This window comes from Haloarcula sp. CBA1127 (assembly GCF_001485575.1).
Lineage (GTDB): Archaea > Halobacteriota > Halobacteria > Halobacteriales > Haloarculaceae > Haloarcula.
In genome coordinates this window covers 1-22,628 of sequence record NZ_BCNB01000001.1, presented here as the reverse complement: position 1 = coordinate 22,628, position 22,628 = coordinate 1, and the positions used below count along the sequence as shown (strand labels likewise).

General features: G+C 57.2%; 19 protein-coding genes and 5 pseudogenes. 13 read left to right on the top strand and 11 right to left on the bottom strand.

Annotated elements, in window-relative coordinates:
• Positions 1-18 precede the first annotated feature (18 nt).
• From AV059_RS00105 to AV059_RS00080, 6 genes are all read left to right on the top strand, one after another.
• On the top strand, positions 19-321 hold the full coding sequence (locus AV059_RS00105; RefSeq protein ID WP_228841660.1) for a hypothetical protein: 303 nt from the start codon (positions 19-21) through the stop codon (positions 319-321).
• Positions 322-657: 336 nt separating this feature from the next.
• Entirely contained in the window at positions 658-1,089 is a 432-nt protein-coding gene (locus tag AV059_RS21750) for a hypothetical protein (RefSeq protein ID WP_154020957.1), read from the top strand.
• A gap of 817 nt (positions 1,090-1,906) precedes the next feature.
• A complete protein-coding gene (locus AV059_RS00095; protein ID WP_058991333.1) occupies positions 1,907-2,125 on the top strand; it encodes a hypothetical protein in 219 nt (72 codons plus the stop codon).
• 292 nt (positions 2,126-2,417) lie between these two features.
• Complete coding sequence (locus AV059_RS00090) at positions 2,418-2,744, top strand: hypothetical protein (RefSeq protein ID WP_058991332.1); 327 nt, start codon at positions 2,418-2,420, stop codon at positions 2,742-2,744.
• A 142-nt stretch (positions 2,745-2,886) separates the two neighbouring features.
• Complete coding sequence (locus tag AV059_RS00085; RefSeq protein WP_058991331.1) at positions 2,887-3,117, top strand: antitoxin VapB family protein; 231 nt, start codon at positions 2,887-2,889, stop codon at positions 3,115-3,117.
• Positions 3,114-3,521 (top strand): PIN domain-containing protein, encoded by a 408-nt coding sequence (locus tag AV059_RS00080; protein ID WP_058991330.1) that lies wholly within the window; start codon positions 3,114-3,116, stop codon positions 3,519-3,521. Before AV059_RS00085 ends, AV059_RS00080 begins: the two co-directional genes overlap by 4 nt.
• 9 nt (positions 3,522-3,530) lie before the next feature.
• On the opposite strand, the pseudogene AV059_RS00075 reads toward AV059_RS00080, so the two are convergent.
• A pseudogene (locus tag AV059_RS00075) lies at positions 3,531-4,126 on the bottom strand (site-specific integrase).
• Between the two features lie 345 nt (positions 4,127-4,471).
• Here AV059_RS00075 and AV059_RS00070 point away from each other — a divergent pair.
• Positions 4,472-4,999, top strand: coding sequence for a hypothetical protein (locus tag AV059_RS00070; protein ID WP_195156591.1), 528 nt, complete (start codon positions 4,472-4,474; stop codon positions 4,997-4,999).
• Between the two features lie 432 nt (positions 5,000-5,431).
• Here the strand turns inward: AV059_RS00070 and AV059_RS00065 are convergent, their stop codons facing one another.
• On the bottom strand, positions 5,432-5,779 hold the full coding sequence (locus tag AV059_RS00065) for a winged helix-turn-helix domain-containing protein (protein WP_058991328.1): 348 nt from the start codon (positions 5,777-5,779) through the stop codon (positions 5,432-5,434).
• 148 nt (positions 5,780-5,927) lie between these two features.
• On the opposite strand from AV059_RS00065, the gene AV059_RS00060 reads away from it, so the two are divergent.
• From AV059_RS00060 to AV059_RS00050, 3 genes are all read left to right on the top strand, one after another.
• Positions 5,928-6,278, top strand: coding sequence for a DUF4870 domain-containing protein (locus AV059_RS00060; protein ID WP_058991327.1), 351 nt, complete (start codon positions 5,928-5,930; stop codon positions 6,276-6,278).
• Positions 6,279-7,035: 757 nt separating this feature from the next.
• Entirely contained in the window at positions 7,036-7,239 is a 204-nt protein-coding gene (locus tag AV059_RS00055) for a hypothetical protein (protein WP_058991326.1), read from the top strand.
• A complete protein-coding gene (locus tag AV059_RS00050; protein WP_058991325.1) occupies positions 7,232-7,471 on the top strand; it encodes a hypothetical protein in 240 nt (79 codons plus the stop codon). Before AV059_RS00055 ends, AV059_RS00050 begins: the two co-directional genes overlap by 8 nt.
• A gap of 183 nt (positions 7,472-7,654) precedes the next feature.
• On the opposite strand, the gene AV059_RS00045 is transcribed toward AV059_RS00050, so the two are convergent.
• From AV059_RS00045 to AV059_RS00035, 4 genes and pseudogenes are all read right to left on the bottom strand, one after another.
• Entirely contained in the window at positions 7,655-9,616 is a 1,962-nt protein-coding gene (locus AV059_RS00045) for a HEAT repeat domain-containing protein (RefSeq protein ID WP_058991324.1), read from the bottom strand.
• A gap of 89 nt (positions 9,617-9,705) precedes the next feature.
• Positions 9,706-14,097 carry a hypothetical protein gene (locus AV059_RS00040; protein ID WP_058991323.1) on the bottom strand — a complete coding sequence of 1,464 codons (4,392 nt, stop codon included), beginning with the start codon at positions 14,095-14,097 and terminating at the stop codon, positions 9,706-9,708.
• Positions 14,098-14,324: 227 nt separating this feature from the next.
• Positions 14,325-14,543: pseudogene (locus AV059_RS21285) on the bottom strand (IS6 family transposase); the annotation flags it as partial.
• Positions 14,544-14,728: 185 nt separating this feature from the next.
• A complete protein-coding gene (locus AV059_RS00035; protein ID WP_058991322.1) occupies positions 14,729-15,781 on the bottom strand; it encodes a hypothetical protein in 1,053 nt (350 codons plus the stop codon).
• 534 nt (positions 15,782-16,315) lie between these two features.
• Between AV059_RS00035 and AV059_RS00030 the strand changes: the two genes are divergently transcribed.
• The 3 genes and pseudogenes from AV059_RS00030 to AV059_RS23085 all read left to right on the top strand — a co-directional run bounded on the left by AV059_RS00030 (position 16,316) and on the right by AV059_RS23085 (position 18,804).
• Positions 16,316-17,149 carry a phosphoenolpyruvate hydrolase family protein gene (locus tag AV059_RS00030; RefSeq protein ID WP_058991321.1) on the top strand — a complete coding sequence of 278 codons (834 nt, stop codon included), beginning with the start codon at positions 16,316-16,318 and terminating at the stop codon, positions 17,147-17,149.
• 1 nt (position 17,150) lies between these two features.
• Entirely contained in the window at positions 17,151-17,576 is a 426-nt protein-coding gene (locus AV059_RS00025) for a cupin domain-containing protein (protein ID WP_058991320.1), read from the top strand.
• A gap of 2 nt (positions 17,577-17,578) precedes the next feature.
• Positions 17,579-18,804: pseudogene (locus tag AV059_RS23085) on the top strand (Tm-1-like ATP-binding domain-containing protein).
• Positions 18,805-18,821: 17 nt separating this feature from the next.
• On the opposite strand, the gene AV059_RS22615 reads toward AV059_RS23085, so the two are convergent.
• From AV059_RS22615 to AV059_RS23080, 5 genes and pseudogenes are all read right to left on the bottom strand, one after another.
• Positions 18,822-19,022, bottom strand: coding sequence for a hypothetical protein (locus AV059_RS22615; RefSeq protein ID WP_228841658.1), 201 nt, complete (start codon positions 19,020-19,022; stop codon positions 18,822-18,824).
• A gap of 5 nt (positions 19,023-19,027) precedes the next feature.
• Positions 19,028-19,429 carry a 5'-nucleotidase C-terminal domain-containing protein gene (locus tag AV059_RS22610; RefSeq protein ID WP_228841657.1) on the bottom strand — a complete coding sequence of 134 codons (402 nt, stop codon included), beginning with the start codon at positions 19,427-19,429 and terminating at the stop codon, positions 19,028-19,030.
• 18 nt (positions 19,430-19,447) lie between these two features.
• Positions 19,448-20,131 carry a metallophosphatase gene (locus AV059_RS22605; RefSeq protein WP_228841656.1) on the bottom strand — a complete coding sequence of 228 codons (684 nt, stop codon included), beginning with the start codon at positions 20,129-20,131 and terminating at the stop codon, positions 19,448-19,450.
• Between the two features lie 274 nt (positions 20,132-20,405).
• Positions 20,406-21,313 (bottom strand): annotated as a pseudogene (locus AV059_RS00010) (acetamidase/formamidase family protein).
• 286 nt (positions 21,314-21,599) lie between these two features.
• Positions 21,600-22,628, bottom strand: a pseudogene (locus tag AV059_RS23080) (tubulin/FtsZ family protein); the annotation flags it as partial.

Sequence of the window (22,628 nt, the reverse complement as noted above, 5' to 3'; positions counted from 1 at the left end):
ATTTCGACCAACGTACATATGACAGGCTCAGCTACACTCGCCGATCCCTTCGCAGCACTCGCCGTCGGTGACTACGGTGCGGACGTGTGCGTCCACCGTGACGACATTAGTACCGAGTTCCCGAACGAAATCCTGGAACTGGTCCGTGTTCGCGTCGACGAGAACCGCGACTTGCGCCGTGTCGCCTCCGATAGATTCGTCCGAAACGTCGTCAGAGCCGACTCAGACGACCGCCACTCGGTCATCAAACGGATGCTCGCCGACGTTCCAGCCGACGCCACCGAAGACGTCTCTACGTCTCGGCGTTGCTTCGGGACGTAATCCCGCTGTCGTTCGTTCGACTGGACGGTCCCGAAGCCGAGAATGTCGTCACGAAGGTGATGCACCTCTCACTTCTCAAGAATTTCATCTCCCTTACGCGCAGTGACAATCTTCGTCTTGGGATCGCTTGTTTGTGAAGATAGGTTGAAAAATCCGATACCGGCGATTCCACTGAGATACTTATGACGACTAGTTGGAAGGCTATTTCCTTCCACGAAAGTAATATTATACCCATATAGTGAAGGTATTTTAATTAATATATTTATTTTAATTTATATTGGAGGGAATTGAATAGTACTGCAGAAGAATTATATTTATTCCAAACTATCAATATCTGTGAGGAAAATTCCAATCCTTGTTCTGATTGGTTTACTTGCGATAACAGGATGTGCTGGCATGATGGATACAACTGACCAGTCAACTTCTGATGCAACCACATCGACTGAAGTGCTGACCATGAGTTCTCCAGATGGCGACCCTATGGGATTCGTACACATCACCGTTCCAGAAACGGTTCCTGAGAATGAGACGATCATTAACCATGACCGAGTTGAATCACAGATTATTTCTGAAGGGTTACACAATATCGGCAATTCAACCGAATATAAACAAAATCTAACCGAACAACAATATAACCGAACGCGCCAGACACTTGCCAAACATGAGTATCATTCACCCAGCAAACCTGATTTCTCTGCTGGATGGTTCATTGAATATAAAAATAAGACGTACAATATTAATGTGATCATAGATGGGGAGCTTGTATGAATCGAACAGTCTGAGAAGACCACTCCTCTTCTCCGTCACTCCTTAGATTGTGAGGGCTATCCACTGTGCGGCGATATCGCGGCTATACAGCAGTACCTATGGTGTCAATGAGCACGACTGCTACCTCCGATCGCCGCCACCAGGACCGACCTGGACACCGGTCTCGGGCGTTTCGCCAGTGTACCACGAATCGTCGAGTACAGAAATTGTAGTAGTTGGTAGCGCGATTTCTTTATTGAGATGAATCCCTGAAACTGAAACACCCGAATAGGTACATACAGGAGACGAACCGATCATTCAACAGACACCTATATTGCGATGAACAACACAATTCTGTCTGAATGACTTCCCTCCATCACCTCCAAGACCGAATCCGTCTGGGTGCCCTACTGGGTATGTTGGCAATCGTTGGGGTAGGTACCTACTTTGAATTCGTGTATAATGGGCCGCCAACTCTCTATGCAGTGGTCCTCTGGATAATCGTCGTTCCAATGTTGCTCATCTCAACAGTCGATGGTGTCCGAAGCCACCCACTCTACCAGCCACTCACGTATGGCGGCTTTATAGCAATCGGTGCACTACAGTATCTCAACGGGAATTGGTTTCTTCTCTCCGGGCTATTCATCCTTTGCGGGATGATCGGTTTGGTTCTTGAACTTCGTAATCGAAGCAACTGATTATTCTCACAACGGTGGCTTCAGAAGTATCACTTAGCGGTAGGTACTGTGGTATTGGACAGCAAAAGAGTGTGGTTCGCGCTCTGGGGGGCGATTCACAGTAGAATAAAAACTATGATGCCACACAGACAATTCTGGATATGGCTATATTCCCGCTCACACAGCAAGAGTTCTGGATACTCCGAGCCCTCTTTGTGATTCCTGTTCTCGTTGGCATCGGTGGACGTGTGCTTGCCGGAGGCTCGATACTCGAAGTTGTAGTTGGTGGCGGGGTAATGGGAGGCCTCTCTTTCTTCCCGCTGGCATTCATTTACTTTATATACTTGTTTGGAAAACGCCGCTCGGTCCAACACGCATAACAGCTGTGCTTAGTACGCATGCTTACTGAACGGGCGTTTCGTCCCTACAACTGAATAAGGAAACCGTATTGGCAACTACTGATAGAATGTTATTCTGCTTGGGATGTCACCACTCTCTGTCGGATGGCGCCGGAATCTACTAGGATGTTCAACTGCTATCGTCTTGTACTGATATTCATATTGCGGTCACATTCTGCAGGCTACTCACAACGCTGGGAACGCACGCGACTTGACCGTGCTGAAGAGTACAGATGAGTGAGGACGACTAACCGACGGCGAGGACTCTGGGGCGTTGGAGCAGTGGATCGAACTGACGGCAACTGAGCGGCACATCCTTGTCGGGATAAGTAAGATGGAGCAGGAGGACTGGGCGATGTGGGGCGGCGCAGTGATTGATACGGTAGCCGAGCAGCACCTCTCAGTTTCAGATAAACAGGTGTATCGTGTACTTAGCAATCTGGTTGGCCGGGAGCTGCTGGTCGATTTGATTCCGGACAAGCGGACGAGCCGGTATGCACTCACACCAACTGGGCGGGATGTGCTTGAGACAGGCCATGCAGAGCTGACAGGAGCCGTCGACGAACTCCCGGATGGACTGTTGAGTGAGCGCCAAGAGTAGTTTTCACCGGTCAGGCTCCCGTCGTTCACTTGCTTTGGACCTTCGAATCTGCAACTAATATTTAGTAGACAATCTCACCGCTCTCGTCCTGCTGTCGCACCCAAATGTTGATTCCGATGGAGTGTCAACGCTGTCAACAAGGATGTCACATCAGGTTCGTCTGGAGGACGATGTCTACGAACGGATCAAAGCAAACAAGCGTGATGACGAGTCGTTTAGCGACGCCGTGGAGCGGCTTATCGGTGGGCACTCACTCAGTGACCTGCGCGGCGTGTTCGACGAGGACCAAGTGACTGAGATGCGGGACGCTATCGAGCAGGCTAATGAGGACGACCGCGACGAGGTTCGAGATGTCGCGGAGCGATTCGAATGATTGTCGATACGAGCTTTATTTTGGATATCATCGACGGTGTCGAAGCGGCGCTTGAGAAGGAACGGGAGCTCGAAGCAGCGAACGTTCCATTGGTGATTCCATCAGTGACAGTCTTGGAATTGTACATTGGCGTTGGGAAGATCGCGAATACTCGCGAGGAACGTCAGGCGGTAGAAGCCGTGCTTGACTCGTACCCACTCATCGATATGACCCCGAGCATCTCTCGTCGCGCCGGTCGGCTACTCGGTGAACAGATGGCTGGTGCGGATGATGGTGAGGGGCCAGGTATTGGCAAAGGAGACGCGGCAATCGCTGCAACCGCTATGGAGCGTGATGAGCCTGTTCTCGCCGGCGACAGCCACTTCGGAACCATTCCCAGTGTAACTCACGAAAGCTATCGGTAGCGGGACTTCTCACAGTTCGAGTTCTGCAAATGCTTCATCGATACCGTCCTCGCTTGGGGCGGTCAGGGAGGGTTCGATAGCGGCGAATGAATCCCAGCCGCCGACGGTCATCACGACGCGTGGATTCATTTGTTCGTCGACGAGCAGGCGCTGAGCGAATCGGCGGCAGAGGTCGTGGGTACTCACTTTCTCGAAGTCCTTGTTGCCGGTCGCTTCAGTCGCTTGCGTGGCTGTCCGCCGAACCACGGCACGGACGCCAGACTGGGTTAGATCGATAAAGGGGTCCTTTGGCGCGATATTGTATTCGTTCTGGAAGCGCTGGAGGTCACGCTCGACGCTGTCTGGAGGAACGCATCGCGAGGCTTCCCACCGGTGCCGCTAGTATCTTTCCCGGCCTGCACACGCAACCGGTACTGTCCGCTTTCGGGCTCTTTCACATTGACAGGTCGGATCTGTGGTATCTCGAACGCCCGAAGGCCGACAAACGCCCCGAGCTGAATGATGATGTCGTCGCGTTGGCTGTTGGTGGCTCGGCAGAGGTCCTCGATTTCACTGTCGGTGAGCCAGACTTTGTGCTCGTTTCCAGCGGTCGATTCAATACGGATTACGATTATTATTTTCCGCTACTAAAGAGGGTGCTGGTAGGTCGGATACACCACGGTTTCCGCTGTTATCGGGCACATCTGTTACGATGAATTAAATCAGTCGGAACAACTGTAGCGGCGGGCCTTGCCGTCAAAATTTTGTGTTCCTCTGGCGGGTGAGAGGATGTCTACACACTCAGCGTCAACGCGAGCACAGTCATTCCAGCATCGCCCGCCAGTAGAGACGGAGCAGTGTTCCTGTCCGATCCACGCCGACGGAGACTCGTTCACCGCCCCTCTGGGGATTCGGTTTGCCGATCATGTCGCCGTCAAATCAATCCAATCAACACTTGCACGGTGGTCCCGATGAGCGGCGTCCAGCCCGAGGCAACGTCTGAGTACTGTCGATTCTGTGGAGACCAAGCTGACATCTCCGGTGAGGCGTTCACCTACGTCCGGTGGCCCGACGAAGTGGATCGAGAGGATGGCGTATTCGAGTTCACGATTTGCCGGGAGTGTGCGCTTCAGGACCGCGACAACGTCGAGCAGGCGGCGTCACTCTTCCACGAGGCAGATCGAGACCACCTCCTCACCTGCGACGTCTGTGGGGCCGTTGGCTGCGGGTCTGCTAGTACTCGTCGTCCAGCAGCAGAGACGTATCGGCTCGCAAGCGTCATCCCCTGGTCAGTGAGCATCAACGGCTTCGACGGGACAGCGACCTCTTGCACTGAGTGCAGTCCCATCGGGCCGGTCGACTGCGTGAAATGTCCCGACCGAACATACGACGATGAAGTGCCGTGTCTCGTCGAGCCACCGTTTGACTCGGCTACAAAGACTGCGGATAGCGCTCCGGTAGACAGTGAACAGGCTGAGATCGGTGGGTGGATCGGGTAGCCGACGGCAGTTCTCTGGAACCCGTGAGTCTGCTTATTTGTTAATGCGCAGTACAGTTTCTTTATCATACGACTGGTGTTAAAATATCAACTAAAAAGTGTCTCAGTAGATTCATCTAAGCATTTTTTGAAACAGTTGAGGTTCGTGGTGTCCAGAGGCCATATAGTATCAAACATAGCCCAATAGTCTGGTTGATAGCACTAATCGCATAGAAGATAGCTTCCTCTGCTACTGGGAATATGAACACGAATAACAACAGAGTGGGCGTCAAGAGGACAAAAATAAACCCAACAGTAACGAATAACATTGGCCGCTGACCGTTCCGAAGATAGCCGCGCATAGCAATATACGTAGTACTAACACCGAGTGCAAGGGCTATGAGTGAAAAAACTAAGCCAACGATTGCAAGCGGGTGCCACGAACCAGTTTCTATCATTGATCCCTCACTTGGCTTATAAACTCGCTGAAGCGGTCAGCCATTCGTTCCCGCTTACTGATAGTCACATTAGCATCCTCTTCAGAAATGCCAATCACAATCTGAGCTGGATCGGCGGTATAAATCTGAAAATGGTGGCCGTCTTCATCATATTCCATTTCTGTCTCTAACAGACCATATGACGAGAGTCTGTCTGTCCGACGATAGACTGTCTGTGTCGATATATTACATATCTCACTCAATTCATCAGCTGACATTGGCCGTTTCATTGTTTCTTGGAGAATTGTTCTCGAATGTTCATCGCTTAGGATGTTCAAGATGCCACTCAACTCTTCGTCGGTCATCGTGTCTATATATCTCTGAGACGCACTTTACCTGCCATTGCTATTCAGATCCATGTTGGAACGGAACATAAGTTGTAACTCACAGTTCCACAACTTGGAATTGTGTCTGATCTTTCTTATTGCCTCTGTGAATAGATCTGGTGTACTGATGACCGCGAGCGCCACTGGAAAGGAGAGTAATCGTAATCAAAATACTGCTATTGCAGCACTGGTTCACATCGCTGGCCTGCTCTTTGGCTTTTTTGCCATCGCCTTTGTGTATTTAGTATCGGATGACGAATTTATAAAAGCAAATGCATCTAATGCATTAAATTGGCACGTTCCCATGTCTTTGGTCGCTGTGTTCGTTGCTATAACCGGCATCGTAGTGAGTGAGGTTATTGGTGTAGCATTGGCAATACTCATAGCGGTAGCAACGATTTGCTTTGCGCTTATCGCGAGCATGAAAGCGTATCAAGGCCAAGCATGGAAGTATCCGATATTCTATCAGATGATCTGATACTCTTTGACCGGCGGTTCTACGCCACACTGTCCCCGATTGTCCACAAATCGTTCAACTCGCTTTTAGCTGAACTCACTGTCCGCTGCACAGCCTTAGTGAGCGACTAAAGTGGAATGATATGCCTCCAATTAATGTCCAATAAGTTTCGTGATTTGTCATTCGAAGTAAAACAATTTCTTATGGCTGTCATGGAGTAGCAAGATGTGGGAACAGGTTCGTCTCTGACAAACGCTACAGTTCAGAACTCATAGCGTGGGCGCCACATCCTAGCCGAGGCGAAAGGCAGACACTGGACTATGACCGTGAAGTATGGGCCCAGAGTCTCCCTTTCGCCCACACACTCCCCACCATTGTTGTAGAGCGAACAGTTCCACATGTGTCTTGAAACAATTATTATACTCGTCGGAGGTGCGCTTGTAGCCGATACGTAAACTGCATTTATTACAACTGGGACAAGAACTGTCACCTGGTGAGGGTTTCAACAGAGCCAATATGCAGTAGCTATCAGTCCTCTATTGAAAACGGGTGGGAGCGATGGCCTCAGACACTCCCGAGGCCCCAACCATTTGGAGAGGCCGCCGACCATGGTGTTTGTTAGTACCCCTCATAAATACCTTGCATCGTTCACACAATACCCTGCACTGCCCACTTCTCCTCGACAATAGACTTCCGTCTCTACAAACTCTAATTACCCGAATTTTCTGCGCCCCTGTGTGGTGAGGGCGTCCCAGAGAGGGCGTGCCGCCTACTGATTATGAGTGCAAACAAGACAGACGAAACGACTGCACAGCAATACGACAGTTATCCCGACCCCGACGCTATCGTTCACTTTGGGAATGTTCCGGAGGCACTGGTCGAGTTGGTCAAGGAAACGCTGGAGAGTTCGGAGAACCTGTCGACTTCCCGCGATCCATTGCCCGAAACGACGCTACTCGTCGAGGAGGTCGACAATGAGTGACGACCACCTGTTCATCGTTGTTGAGGGTATCGGACTGGCTGACTTCCCGGAGAACGAGGCGAGTGCCACCAAGCAAGACGAGGCTGTTGCCCTCGCGAACGATATCCATGACCTCATCCGTGAAGAGTATGGAAAGGAGGAGATTGAGGGCGTCATTCCGGTAATCAATCCTGACGTCCACGAACAGATGCAGGCGACCGAGCTCTCACCGGCGTACAGTCGACGCCGGTAGTTCTTCGGAATCGTTCTCGTTGGCCTCGACGCAGGCGAGTACGTCTCCCTCGAAGACGACAGTGCACTCGGCCACGAGGACGACCGGTGATCTCGACAACGATCGAAAGTCGTCCACAGTGTCCGGCGGACCAACGACCGAAGCGGTGGGTTCGAGTCGCCATCCGTCGTCGTATCCCAGGGGCTACTCGTGAGGGCGAGGCACCGCATCGATGTACCGCTGGAGTTCCGTCTCGGAGCGTGTGACGGCATCGGAGTGGGATCGCTTGATCGTCCGTACCGCCTCGGCAATCGATGCCTTCAGGTCAATATATTCTTCGTCACAGTCGAGGCGGGACTGGAGGACATCGGCGGCTGGGGCGGCAAGTTCGGGGTGGGAAGCGCCGATCCGCCCGAGGGCTTCAGCGGTCTCCTCCCGCAGTTCAGCGTCGACATCACCGAGGTCGGCCTGCAACTCGTCGAACCAGTGTGGGTCTATGTTGGGATCCGACGCGCCGATCTTCCCGAGGGATTCGAGGGCTGCCACTCGAACGCCGCGATCCTCGTCGTCCACGAGTGGCCGCAGGCTGTCACTGACCGTCGTCGGTAGTTCCGTGTCGGCTGCTGCAATCGTTCCGAGTGCCTCGGCTGCCGCCTCGCGCACGTACCGTTGTCTGTCCTCGGCAAGCGTCTGAAGATCGTCTCGGACGAGCGCGGCAACCTCGGAGTCGTCGGCCCCGATCTTCCCAAGTGCGATTGCGGCGGCGCTCCGATTGTGGAGCGAGCCGTCGTCGAGCAACTCCCGAAGGTCCTCAACGGCTGGCCGAGCTGTGGCTGAACGGCTGGCACCGATCTCGCCGAGTGCTTCGGCGGCGTCACACGAGAGTACCTCGTCGTCGAGGCAGGTCCGGAGGTCTTCAATGGCAGGGTCGAGTGCCTCGGGATGTGTGGCACCGATTCGCTTGTACGCATCGATGATCCCAGACACATCGACCTCGTCGTCGCGATATCTTTCATCCACCGCCGCGAGGATTGGGTCTGTGGTGTCCGCGGTACTGTCGAAGCGGTCGTCCAACGCCGTAACGACGCGCGGTGCGACCTCAGGGTCCGCTGCTGCAATCTTCCCGAGTTCCGTCACGGCGGCGTTGCGCACGGACTCGTCATTGTCGTCTACCAGCGTCACCAGGTCGTCGACGGTTGGTCGGACAGCAGCAGGCCGGACGGTCGCGATGTCGCCAAGGGCTTTCACGGCACCTGATCGGAGACGGTGATCGTCGCTTTCGAGGTGTGGGGTGATACGGTCCAGTTCGGGAACGACCGCATCGGGATGTGCGGCACCGATCCGCCCGACAGTGCCGAGTATCTCCCCACGGGCCAGGTTGCGAAACCGATCTCCCATCTCCGTTTCAACACGTGTCAGCAGCTCTTCGACGACGACCGAGAGTTGGTCAGGATAGGCGATAGCGACGTTTGCGAGTGCGACCGCAGTGCCGATCTGATGTGGTCCCGCCTGCTCGGTAAGCCGGTCTCGCAGGCCCTCGACGACGGGATCGACGATATCGGGACAGACGAGTGCGATCTGGACGAGTGGCGCTGACAACGGACTTTCCTCGACTGTCTCGTCTTCGGTCAGTGCGAGCAGGTCGTGTCTGGCAGGCGCGATCGCCATCGGGTAGGCGTATGAGATCGTCGCCAACAGAGTGATTGCACAGCCACGCAGCGACTCGTCATCGAGGCAGTCGATGATCTCGTCGACGTGCGAGCGAACAAGCACGGGCTTGGTCTCGACGAGTGCCTCGAGCGCTGTCACGGCGGTTTCTCGCACGTGCTCGTCTTCGGTGTCGAGGTTTTCCACGAGCCACTCGACAGTTGTATCGAGCGCATCCAGGTCATTCTGTGCGACCCACGTGAGCATATCGCGGGCCTCCTCCCGTGTCCGTCTGGTCTCGTGGACGACGTACGGCTGGAGGCTCTCTGCGACACGTCGAGTGCAGTTGGGGTGGGCCCCGATCTTCCAGAGGGCTTCCTGGGCGTCCGAGCGCCCGTGGCGGCCGTCGAGGAGCGCACACAGGGCCTCGATCTCGTCGTCCGACGCCGTGGCGGGATCGACTGTCTCTCGGAGCTCCTTGGCTCGTCGCGCTGCGTCGTCGGGGGTGTCATTCGTCATGTCGTATTCTGAAATCGGGTTGCGTATTTGATCCGCTCGGGGCTGTCGGCTGTTGTCGGTCAGGGAGTCCTCTCGCTACAGCATCGAGCTCACCGATCCTCCTGTCTCGGTGGGTTCTCACCATCATCGGTATCACAGTCAGTTGTCGAATCCGGCCCGTCGGCGGGGTCAGCAGGGTCGTCGACACCCTCCGCATCGAAAATGTCGCTGGAGATGTCGCCGTTATCTGTGGCCTGGAGTCCCTGATCGAGACGCGCAATGTAGTCCGCGCGTTCCCGAACGTTGGCCGAGAACAGCGTGTCCCGTGCGTTCGAGAACGTTCGCTCGTGGGCCCCATCGGCGCGGAGCAGATCAGCATCGATCGCATCCTGGACAGACTCGTTCACGGCGTCAATACACGCTTCGATCCGTGTTCGGGGGCCGTGGCTCTCTGCACCCTTGACGACCACATCGGCGTAGAGGGCTTCCAGGAACGCTTCCGAGTCGTTCACGTACGGTCCCCTGGTGAAGTCACGGAGTTCCGAATCGAGTCGTCGTCGCCACTCGTCGGCATCGTCCTGCACTGCCTCGAACAGGGCTCGAACGTACACGTCGGCGACGAATTCGTCCGGACGGTCCGGTGCTTCCCGTGTGGCGGTCGATTCGATCCTGGCGCTCACGATCTCGAGCCACTCGTCGGTCACCAGGCTGTCGGTGTGGGTTCGACCGACCGTCGCGAACGCCTCGGCGAAGATCCGTTCGAAGATGTCGGCTCGGTCGAGCTCGATCCAGTCGAGGGAGAACTGGTCGTCGAGAACCGACAGCACCTCGATTACACAGAAGCGGACCTCCTCAGACTCGACGCCGGCGGCGTGTCCGAGTGCTCCACCGAACACCGAGGCCACGTACACGACTGGATGTGGTGGATTATCCGGCGCGGTCGCAGCCGTTTCGATCTGTGACAGCACCGCCTTGACCAGTCGCTCGTGCGTGCGTTCGCCAACGTCAGACCGAGTCAGCACCGCAGTCAGAATCTCTGCGTCGACCGCCGCGAACGCGTTGAACCAGGTCGTCTCGTCGGGCTCGTCGATGGACTCGCGACTGTGACGTAGCGACTGGACGAGCACCGTGACCCACTCCTGGGTACGACTCGATGCGCCATCAGCCGCCCATCGAACGGCTGCGCCGCCGTAGACGTCTGCGAGGAACTGAACCGGGTTGTCGACCGATTCGGCCGAACTCGCCCGTGCTTCGATGCAGTCCGTGATGCCAGTGTACCACGTGTGCTCTTCGCGTGGCGTCACACTGGGGTCAGGTTCGGCCAAATCGCCAAACATGTTCCACTCGTCCCAGTGGCCCGACTCGGCCGACCCATACATCCCGTTCGTCTCGACGCTGTCGTCCGAATCGGCCGAGTCAGGTTCGAACCCCTGAACGGCTGTCGAAAGGGCGTCGCGATACACGGCTGTCAGATGCTGGGTCCGTTTCTGGGTTGACTCCGTGGCGGCACCACCCCGTGTCACTGACTCGTCGTAGAGTGCCATCCAGTCCTCGAAGCCCAGGGAGTCGTCGAACGGAATCGATTTTACGCCGTACGGGTACTGACTGACCTGATCTGGGTATTGCTGCTCGACGTTGCCAAAGGCCGCGAGGGCCGTGGCGTGCAGCACTGCCCGGAGTTCCTGTTCGGCGTCGAAGTGGCCGGCGTCTGTGATGGAGTCGACGAGACGGTGACACGTCGCAAACAACTGCTCGGCGCGGTCGAGGTTGCCCGTCTGGACGACGGTCCGAACGGCACCCCCGTAGGCGTCCGTCACGAACGCCTCGGGATCCACGTCGAGTGTCGACACTGTCGCTGTGTTTGCCATGCTGCGCCCGACGGCATCGAGCCAGGGGCCGATCCGGTCGTCCGAACACTCGTGTTCGAACACCCACTGGCCGACAGCGGCGACGTAGGACGCTTCGAGCATCGCTGGTCCGGCGTCCTGATCGGTAATGATCGCGACCGCGTCGCTGGCACGGGACTGGATATCGGCCACCCAGTCAGCCATCGCCTCGGGCGAACAGTCGCCGTCCGCGACGGCCCCGAGCATGGACCCGAAGCTCTGTGCAAGCACGACCGTCGTAAAGTGATCGTTGGGACTCGAAGCGTACTGGCGAACGAGTGAGACGATCGTCGCGAGACCGCCGTTCGCTGCCGCTGGATTCTCCGCCCGTCGGACGATCCGGCCGACGGCCTTCCCGTAGACGAAGTGAAGCGGAAACCGCCACCCGTCGTCCGCGACCATAGCGTGAAGCGTTTCGTCGACACACCCGATTGCGCCGTGGTTTACCACCGATCCGTCCGGCGGCTGTGCGAGCCTCGCCAGTGCACCCGAGAACGCGGTGGCAAACGGCTCTAAATTCCCGCCGATACTCTCCTCGTGGGGATTCGATACCTCGTTCGTGACCTCTAACACACCGAGTGCGACCGCGTGGACCCACTCGTCAGTTCTCGGATTAGCCAACGCAACGGCTGTGATTGCGGTCTCGTAAACTTCGCCCCGGTACTGGAGAGCCCCCTCCGTGTCGGAACTCCGATTCCGCCCCACGTCCGCCACGAGGTCGTCGACAAACGAGAGCCACTGCTGTGCTGCGTCGGGCCCGTGTGTCGTCGAGACGATGTCGACAACCTCAGCAAGAACACGCCCCACGAACGCCCCATCGAGTGCGTGATCCGGAACACTCGCAATGGCTGCCAGGGTGCTCTGGTCGGCGACCGACTCGACGTCGACGTTCCGACGAGACGGGAACTGCACCGTGTTCCAGCCAATTGCATCCAGTAGCTCCTGCGCAACGGCTGCCGGGTCACGATCAGTCTCGACGCTCGGATCCTTGACCGAGAATTCGACGCGGTCAGTCCAAGCTGGAAGTTCGTCACAGCCAGCCCGTTCAGCGATCTCGTCGAGGCGCTCGCGATTGGTGTCGTCACAGATGAGCAGCGCGCCGGCACAACTTCCGTCCCCGACCCACTCGGGGAGTGCTCGGACGCCATCGTCGCCGAGTATCTTCGCTGGTTCGGCCCCGTACGTCGCGACGACGACCGTGTTCGGTGTCGCTTCGACCCCCGTCCGAATCTGGTCGGGGTTTCTCAGGTCGGGGAGTTTGACGGTCGTTCCCCAGTCCTCGAGTTCCGAAGCGAGTGTGGCAGCGACCTGTCGTTTTCCGCTCGATCTCGGGCCACTGAGGACGACCAGCCCGCCATCGAGCGCATCGAGGAGGTCGTCGCCACCGTTGCCGTCCTCTCCGTCGACGAACGACCGCCAGTCCAGCCCCTCCTCGTCGGTCTCGTCAGCCTCCTGAATCGTGCCCGGGAGCTCACGCTCGGCAGCAGCCTCGTGCAGTGCCTCCGGCCCGTCCCAGTGCCAGGCACCGACGAGTGGCGAGGAGCCATACGCTTCAGGGTCCGTGGAGACGGTTTCGAGCGATGCACTCTCCGACTGGAGCGCATCCACTGCGTCGTCGAGTGCTTCACGAGACACGTCGAAGATCGATTCCTCGTCGTCAGCCGTGAGACGCTCGCGAATCCGTGCTCGCATCGACTCCCCGGCGAAGACCTGGAGGTGGTCGACTGTTCCGGGCGGGAGATCCAGGGCACGTTCCAGTGCCTCAGCAGTCGGTGAAAGTGTCCGATTTCGAACGAGGGAATCGAGCCAGTCCCCGTCCTCGGCGATTCCAACGGCGACGAGCGCGAGCGCAGCCAGAACCGCTGGCGACCGCTCGTTCGGGATTCGGCTGGGGAGACCCCCTCTCGGAAGGAGTCGTGCGATGACATCCGCGAACTCGCTATCGAAGGGACCGCTCGTAATCTCATATCTCTCGAACACTCGTCTGACATCGCCAGGCAGGAGCACTGCCGACGTGTCGTGTTTCGAGAGGGGGAGAAACGCTTCCGGCGTGACTGTTCCGTCGTACCATCCCAAGTGCTCTTGCAGTTCCGAAGTGGTGAAGTAGTAGGGTGGATATCTGGCTCGTTCCAGGACGGCGGCTCGCTCGTCGTCACCCAACCCGTGCGTTCCACCTGAGAGACGCTGTCGAACCTCGTCGATTGCTGTCCCGGCAGCAGTCGGCGGCGTTCGAACCACCACTACCCTGTCGACAGTCTCGATGAAACTGCCCGACACGCCCAGATCACTCCGGCAGAGCCAGTCGAAACTCCGGGGATTGGTGACGAGTACTGCGCCACCCGATATGGAAAACAGCGATTTCTGCCCGTACTCGTAAAGGTAGGTCGAGAGGGACTCGTCGTCGAGGGCGAACGCTGCTGAGACGAAGTCCTCGACGATTACGAGTTCCCCGTCGTCAGCAACGTCCGTCTCGGGCAGTCGCTCGACGGACTGCCCCAGTGGCCGTAGCTGCTGTGATGTTCCGATACCTGGTGCACCGAGAACGAGGGTTACCTCGCCCAGTTCGATGGTGTCTGCCAGTTCGTCAGGTCTGACTTCTTGTATCGTGGTATCCATGAGTGTACTGCAACCGACCCTGTTGACGACTCGTCTGAGAGAACGACAACGGTAGGTGGATATATCCAGTTCGTCATGAATTTAATATAACAGTTTCTATTAGGCGGTAGTTATCCACTGATCGCCGGTCTGACTACAGCTCTTGATCTGGCGGCCGCGTCGATTCGCACGTCTGGTGGACCCAGGCCTATGTTTACGGTGCTCCGTTACTCCAACCGAGGTAATGTTTAGTTTGGAGCATTGTGCCAGCGAGCGAAACTCTGGAGCCAATTTTCAGCTGTCTTCGGTTCGACGTGACTGAAACAGTTTGAAAACGAAGAAGTTCGTCGTTTTATTTCTCGAAAGATACGTTCGACAGCATTCCGATTTCCGTGGCGTTCTGTCTGAAATCGGCGCCCGAATCGTTGCAGTGCAGCTTGGAGATGTTTCGCGCCATCGACGAGAAAACGGCGGTTTCGACATCACCAAATCTATCCAGTCTCTACTACCGCTGAGGCGGGCGATTTCTGGCATGAACCACTAAGAAATTCTCCCGCCTCACTTTTGATACTTAACTAAACACGACCGCTGAAGTCGCCAGAAGATCTTAGTAGCTAATTCTTGGTGATGCTTATCATCAGGATCTTGCCGCTCAGTCAGATATCTGTTTGAAACTCTGAATGGCGACTACGATTTTGTTTTGGGACGGAATATCCCGGACACTGTACTCATGTGGGTGCTGCTGATCGTGTGGATATTCGTCCGGTTGTGGGACATCATACGTTTTGCTGCCGCGGAAATCGCTCAGGAACTCTCGGGTGAGCATCGGTTCCACGAACGCCAGCTGTGACCCCTCTGTGTCACCGATATACCCTTGAATGAGTGTGTTGCTGAAGCTAGTAGGATCACCTCGACCGTCGGGGCTGCTTGGGAGTTCAGGCGCATCGTTAGGAGCTGCGTGTTCACCCATGTCTGTGATATACCGCTCATCAGCGACTGCCGGAGGTGGTCGCGCATACCCTTCTGGAAGTTGAGTGAAGTCGAAATTTGTCTCGATTCCGTCCGCTGTTTTGATATCGTACGGCGGAAGCTGAGGCCCCTCAACGTCATCTACTGTTGCGGGGTCACGCATATGAAAGTGGACATCGAAGTGTGGCTTCTCCCACGCTCCGTTACCACCAAAATGGCCGTCTGGATTCCAGTTGAGTCCTAAGAAGGTAAACGGCGTGCCAGCCGCATCTGGGAACGGCACAAAGAACTGGAGTGACTGTTTGAAATGGATCGTTGCCGCTTGTCCACTAAACCGATACTTATCAGTCTCCACAGGATTGTCTATCTCATTTATTTCTGTCTCGCTTGGAAGCCCTTCGAGTGCCGTGTGGTCGAACTCGACCCCGTGATACCTCGGCTCTCCTGACGGTGTTTCACTCGTAAACGTTCGCACCTCCCCGTTTCCGAGGGTGGCTTTCCGTCCATACTCAGTGATTCCACTCGGCGGAAAGTCCTCTGCGCGATTGCTGCTATCTCCAGAACCCATCTCGTCGGACCGCACCTGTCTAGCAACTGGTGTGGCCAGACCGACTCCCCCCAATATCGCACTTCCAGCAAGGGTCGACTGAAGTAGCGTCCGCCGATTTAGGGTGAACGTCGGCTGTTCCTCTGACTGACTCTCCTCTTTTCCTTTCGGGCTGGATTCTTCCACCATACTGGTTAAATATAGCTCTGTTTACACTTTAAGCTGTGCGCAAATAGAACCGTGTACCTACAACAAGTGTACCGTCATATCGGTCCGAAACCCTGTCCTGTGAATCGGACTGTGTCAACAACTAGTGCTTAATTGAGTGAAGCGGCCGGTGTTGGCTGGATCGCAAGCCGCAGAATCCAGCGCCACCGCTGCGAGACTGTACCGAGTGTCGTAGCCGGCGCTGGAGCATTGCTGTGGACAGCGCCGAAGGGCCCTCGTGCGTCGAACGTCGTCCGGCAGTAATACCGAGACATTCCCGTCGCTCACTGCGGCAGACAACACGCTGGAATTTCCGGACGATGCCACTTTGGGGTAGTCCTATCTGTGGACCGCCTCGGGGCCAAGCCCGACACACTCGGCTAGCTCCGCCTGTCGATCCGTTCTGACCGATTGACGGCGGCGGTCTATGACCTATGGTAATATTATGTGTCGTGGTAACTCCCCGTAATCATCAAAAAATTAATTACTATATTATGAAATGGTTCTATCTGACGTATGGAATTTACACGGCAGGAGTCCCTTGATCGACTTCAGGAAACAGTATCGGGCGGCGATCCGGTCATCGGCGCAGGTGCAGGGACCGGTATCTCAGCGAAGTTCGCCGAGCGGGGTGGCGTCGATCTACTGATCATCTACAATTCCGGTCGCTATCGGATGAACGGCCGGGGGTCGCTGGCTGGCCTCCTTCCTTACGGTGACGCCAACGAAATCGTCGTCGAGATGGGCCACGAAGTGCTTCCAGTCGTCGAGGACACGCCAGTTCTCGCCGGCGTCAACGGGACCGACCCGTTCCGACAGATGGATGTGTTCATCGAGAGCCTGAAACGGCGCGGGTTCTCGGGCGTCCAGAACTTCCCGACAGTGGGTCTCATCGACGAGGACAGCGGGTTCAGACAGAATCTCGAGGAAACGGGGATGGGCTACGACAAGGAAGTCGACATGATCCAAGAAGCGGCCGAGCAAGGAATGCTCACCTGCCCATACGTCTTCAGCGAGGAGCAGGCCCGCGAGATGACTGAGGCCGGAGCGGACGTGGTCGTCTCACATATGGGACTGACTACATCTGGTGATATTGGTGCCGAGACGGCACTGGACCTCGATGCCGCAGCCGAGCGCGTTCAATCCCATCACGACGCCGCAAAAGAGGTAAACGAGGACGTACTGGTGATCTGTCACGGCGGCCCGATCGCATGGCCCGACGATGCCCAGTACGTACTGGAACACACCGAGGGTGTCGTCGGATTCTTCGGTGCGTCGAGCATCGAACGCCTCCCGACTGAGGAGGCAATCGAAGCACAGGCCCGCAAATTCAAGGATATTACCCTCTAAAATGACTGATCACGAATACTTCATCACTCCTGATGACGTCGAAAGTCAGCTCTTCGATTGGGGCGTCCTGAAGTGGCTGAGCACGCCTGAGGTGACGGGTGGCGAGCGCTTCAGCGCTGGCGTCGTCAAACTCGAACCCGGAAAGGGCCATGAGCGCCACTCGCACCCCGACAGCGACGAGATCCTTTTCGTCATCCGGGGCGAGGGTGAACAAGAGGTCGCCGATCAGACACGCGATATCTCGGCCGGCGAGATGGTGTTCGTTCCTGAAGGCGTCGAACACGGAACCGTCAACACCAGCTGGGAACCGCTGTTACTGCTCGCGGTCTACGCGCCACCGGGTCCTGAAGAGGTACTCCGGGACCTTCCTGAGTGTGAGATCGTCCCGCCGGGCGAACTGCCGACACCCGAGAACATGGAGGAGTGAGTATGGCCGTCACAATCGTTGGGACGCTCGATACGAAAGGCGAAGAGATAGGTTTCGCCCGAGATGTCCTTCGCGCGCAAGGCGTTGACGTACACATCATCGACACGGGCGTGGTTGGCGACCCGGAGATCGATCCGGACACTGCTGCGAGTGCGGTCGCCGAAGCGGGCGGCACCACGCTGGGGCACCTTCGGGACGATGCCGACCGCGGTGAGGCAATCGAAGCGATGGGCAAGGGCGCAGCGGCGATTGTCCAACAGCTACACGATTCTGGCGACCTCGACGGTGTGCTCGGACTCGGCGGCTCGGGCAACACCTCGATCGCGACCACGGCGATGCGGGCGCTGCCGGTTGGTGTCCCAAAAGTGATGGTCTCGACGATGGCCTCCGGCGACACTGAACCGTATGTCGGTGCCACTGACGTGATGATGTTGTATTCGGTGGCTGATATTGAGGGACTCAACCAACTCTCCCGGAAGGTGATTGCTAATGCTGCCCTCGCGATGGTCGGGATGGTCACGAACCAGCCAGACATCGAAATTGAAGACCGCCCCACTATCGGAATCTCGATGTTCGGCGTCACCACACCGTGCGTCCAGACGGCTCGGGAGTATCTCGAAGAACGAGGCTACGAGACGATCATCTTCCATGCGACTGGGACCGGTGGGAAGGCGATGGAGGACCTCGTGAGACAGGGCGTCATCGACGGCGTGTTGGACGTGACGACGACGGAGTGGGCCGACGAGCTTGTAGGGGTGTGCTTGCTGCTGGCCCCGACAGGCTGGACGCCGCCGCGGAGACGGGCACGCCACAGGTCGTCTCGACGGGCGCGCTGGACATGGTCAACTTCGGGCCACGAGACTCCGTCCCCGAGGAGTTCGAGGAGCGGTACTTCCATATCCACAACCCACAGGTAACGCTGATGCGGACAACGGCCGAGGAGAACGCTGAGCTGGGCGAGATCATCGCGAAGAAGCTCTCGGCAGCGAACGGGCCAACTGCTCTATACATTCCACTTGGAGGTGTTTCGATGCTCGACGTCGAGGGAGAGGATTTCCATGATCCCGACGCCGACACAGCCCTGTTCGAGGCACTCAAAACAAATCTGGCTGAATCGGTCGAACTGGTCGAGATGGAGACCGACATCAATGACGAAGCGTTCGCCCGGGCACTGGCCGAACAGCTTGACGCGTATATGCGAGAGGTAGATCTCGCTCCGGGGGAGTGACCCGGGCTTCTGGACCGTCAGCAGTCCTGAAGTCGTCCACCCACCTGGACAGTGATGCCCTCTTCACGAGCGTAGTCTGTGACAGTCTTGAACGGGAGACCGAACGAATCGGCGGTCGTCTCGTGTGGAATCGGCCAGTCATCGCTGTAGACGACGTAGGAGTTGGTGGCAAGGCTGTACTCTCGACTGGCTTCGAGACTCTGGCCGTTGACGGCCACACCGATTAGCCGTCCAGCCGCGGATCGTACTCGACGGTCATTCCGCTGACGTCGCCGTGCCAGAGCCGTCCGTCCTCGCGGTGGGGACGGAAGGCCGCCTCCAAGAGGGCTCGTAGCTGTTCACCCGTGACGTGGAGGGCTTCTACCGTACCGCCGAAGGGGTGTACACTGGCCACCTCGCCAGCCGTGACTTCGCCGGACAGGGGTCGCCCCTCTCGAAGACCGCCATTGTGGACGAAGCTGACATCGGTATCAGCCGCCCAGCGATAGGCGTCGGCCACGAGATTGCCAACACGACTCTCGCCGCGGGTTCGCCGGTCGAGACCTCGATGGATCGGGTCGTCGACAGTGGCAACAGTCTCCAGCAAGCCGACATCGGCCAGCTGCTCGCGTGTCGTGTCAGCCACGGATTCGTCGAGAGTCCCTCAGCTGTTGAGTGACGGGTGGCACTCGGCGAGCAAGTCCGTCGAAGAGCTCGATTTCCCAGACCACCTGCCGTTCGCTCCGGGACGGACGACCAGTGTTCCGTCGACAATCTCGTGGCGTTCCGTGTGGACGTGGCCGCCGAGGACCACGTCGACGCCCTCGACGGCCGCAACGGCGATCTCTAGGTCGCTCCGCAAGTGTGCGAGAACGACGAAATGATCGACACTGTCACCGAGTTCACTGACCGCTGTCCGCACGCTCTCGACCGGACTGGTCACGGTCAGCTCTGACGCGCCGGTGGGTGCAATCCGGGGAGTCGCCGGATCGATGACGCCGACGAATCCGACTCGCCGCCCGTCTCGGTGCAGGACCGTCGTTCCGTCTAACCCAGCGAATGGAACGCCACGCTCGTCCTCACTCGCCCCTTCAAAAACGTTCGCGACGATCCACTCCTGTGGACTCTTCGAGATCACGTCTAGAATGGGGGCAGTCCCAAAGTCGAAATCGTGGTTCCCTACCGTCTCGACGTCGGTACTCACTGCCCGGAAAAACGGCATCGCTTGATGCCCCTCGTAATGGGCGAGGACACCCGGTGCAGTGTTGTCGCCGGTGCCAGCGACCACTGTATCCTCACCGCGGATCGACCGGATCGTTCCGGCAAGCCGATTCGCACGTCGTCGCAAGCGTTCTCAATGTCAGAGTAGTGGAGCAACCGGATCGACATCTTTCGGAACCGATTCCAGTGGGGCATAGAAGTGGATACCGTTTGCTTCTTGTGAGGGGACCGATAGCAGAAGCTGTCGGTTCTGGAAGGTCGCGAGTTCGTTCAGCGGTTACACCGGTTCAGCGCCAGTTTGCGTTACCAGAGCAGGCGAGTAGAAATCCACGATCCAGATGAGTGTCCCCATTGAAATTGTCGTCCTGCTAAGTACCAACAGGACTGACTCGCCGCGATAGTTAGAATGGATTTGAGAGATATTCGTTCGGATTGAGTTACGCACAGTAACGAGTGGGTCGACGACTTGGCTGATTTCGAGGCGCCAACAAGGCTCGAAAAGAGGTAGGCGTCGGTCAGCGTGTAATCGTGTTCGGCAGCGAGTAATTTGATGAGGTCCTCGTTTGCCATCTTGACCGCATCTTCCATCGTTTCGGCACTTGCAATCGTCTTCCACGTCACCAGTGTCGACGAGTGGGCGCTCAAGGTCGACAGCAGCGTCAGCGATTACTGAGACGGTGACGTCGATTTCGGTCCCGATTTCGGCACCAGTACCACACATTTCACCGTCTGCCATCGCAGCCTTCGAATCACCCATCGCTAACATCGCACCGTCTTGGAACACCGGAAAATATGCTGTCGTCCCGGTGGTCATAGCCGTCGTATCGAGATTTCCGCCATGGTCGTGTGGCGTCAAGGTCGACATCGCTTCTTCGGATGTTGCCACGCCAATGGTCCCGATGACAGGGTCAACTGGGATCTCCATATCCTTGAACGAGAGTGACGTACCGTCGTTGGTTATCTCCGTCACGCGCGTCGCTGGGTGTTCGATGTTTTCGTGATCCTGCAGGAGTCCAAACCCCGGTGCCGTAATTACGCGACCCAAGTCCTCGTTGACTCGTACGTCTTCGATCTCAACCTTGAGGACATCGCCGGGTGTGGCTCCTTCAACAGCGACCGGCCCTGTAGCCGCATTCACTTCTTCAGGGATCGCATCCATCAGATCAGCGTCTGACTGAACGGCTTTGTTCAGGCTATCGATGGTTTCAAACGTGAGTGATTCCCCGTCTGCAGCCGTATACAGCGGTTCCATGTTCGGAGCGAACTCATACACATGGCCATCTTTGTATGATATGACATTCCGTGCCATCGTACGATTTCGTTGAAAACTGTCACTTATAAATCTATTTGAGTGGAATCTGCTTTATCTCGGTTTTTCGGGACTTCGGGCCATCGCTAAACTGGGACGCTCCATCGACTTACCTTCGAAGGTCAGACGATGCGAGCGAAGAAAGTCGCAACTGGTAGAGTCCGTGGTTGTCAGTTGACGTGTAGCTGCACGGACGGTTGCCACTCGACAGTTCCACTCACATGTCCCCACCCCACGATGATTTGCTAAAGCTATGTGTACTAACGCGAGAATCTAACGGGCCGTCTTATTCCGATTCGTCGATCAGCGTTTTGAGTTCCACCAGCCGCGGCAGTTCTGAAACGCCGCTGAGTACGACCAGAACCGACAACGTGTTTCGACCGGGCGTCGGCATATCGCCGCTTCGCACCTCTGGTGACTGGAGCTCCTCCGTGAGCCATCGCCGCCCGTCGGTAACGGCGTCCCGGATCAACCACTCAGGCGGTCCGGCAAACACGGCCAGGGCTCTATCGACCGAATCCAGCCCGCACTGGGTCGTCAGTTTGCCGCGTACAGCGCGGCGAAGTGTCGTCTCGACGGCGTTGTATGCCTCGATTTCGTCGACGTCGTCTGAGCTGTCGCCGAGAAAACGGTTCTTGAGCTGGTCTATGACTGTCCCGTCACCCCCGCCATCGGCCGATTGCAGGTCCTGACTGGCGTAGCCAAGCGCCGTGAAACCTGAGTCTGAGAGGGTGTTGATTATTTCGCTGGCGTCGACGACACTCTGGCCGACTGCCTCGGATGCCGTCGCCTCGCCTGCTGCGAAAGCGCCGCCAGCCGCGTCACGACCGTCTCGTTCAGTGTCTCGGCGGCCGCCTCGACCGTCTGCCCGCTGCCGAGCCACGCTTCGTTATCGAACAGTATCTGCCCGTCGACGGTCGATTCCAGCGCCCGGAGTGCTTTGATGGTGTTCGCGGCTGCTTCGTCGTCTCGGCCGGCGGGCAACACCGCCAGACAGTAGACTGGGATCGTGTAAACCTCTGAGCGCATCAGCAATGTGGGCGGTGGCGCCGCTACCCGTCCCGCCAGCAAGCCCGGCCACGAGGACGATTGCGTCGATATCGCTCGTCACCAATTCATCTATTGCCCCGCACTTCGAGCCGTTCGTCTTCGATGGCGGCGGCACCGTTCGTCCGGTCCCCGTTCCCGCTCCCGTTTGTTTCGGAGAGTCCGAAGGTGTGCCGACGGTCGTCCGGAAGTGCGTCGAGTTCAGTGAGTGCTTCGGTGTCCGTGTCGAGGCACAGGCCGCGCCGAGATACGTCGTTTCGCGGCGTTC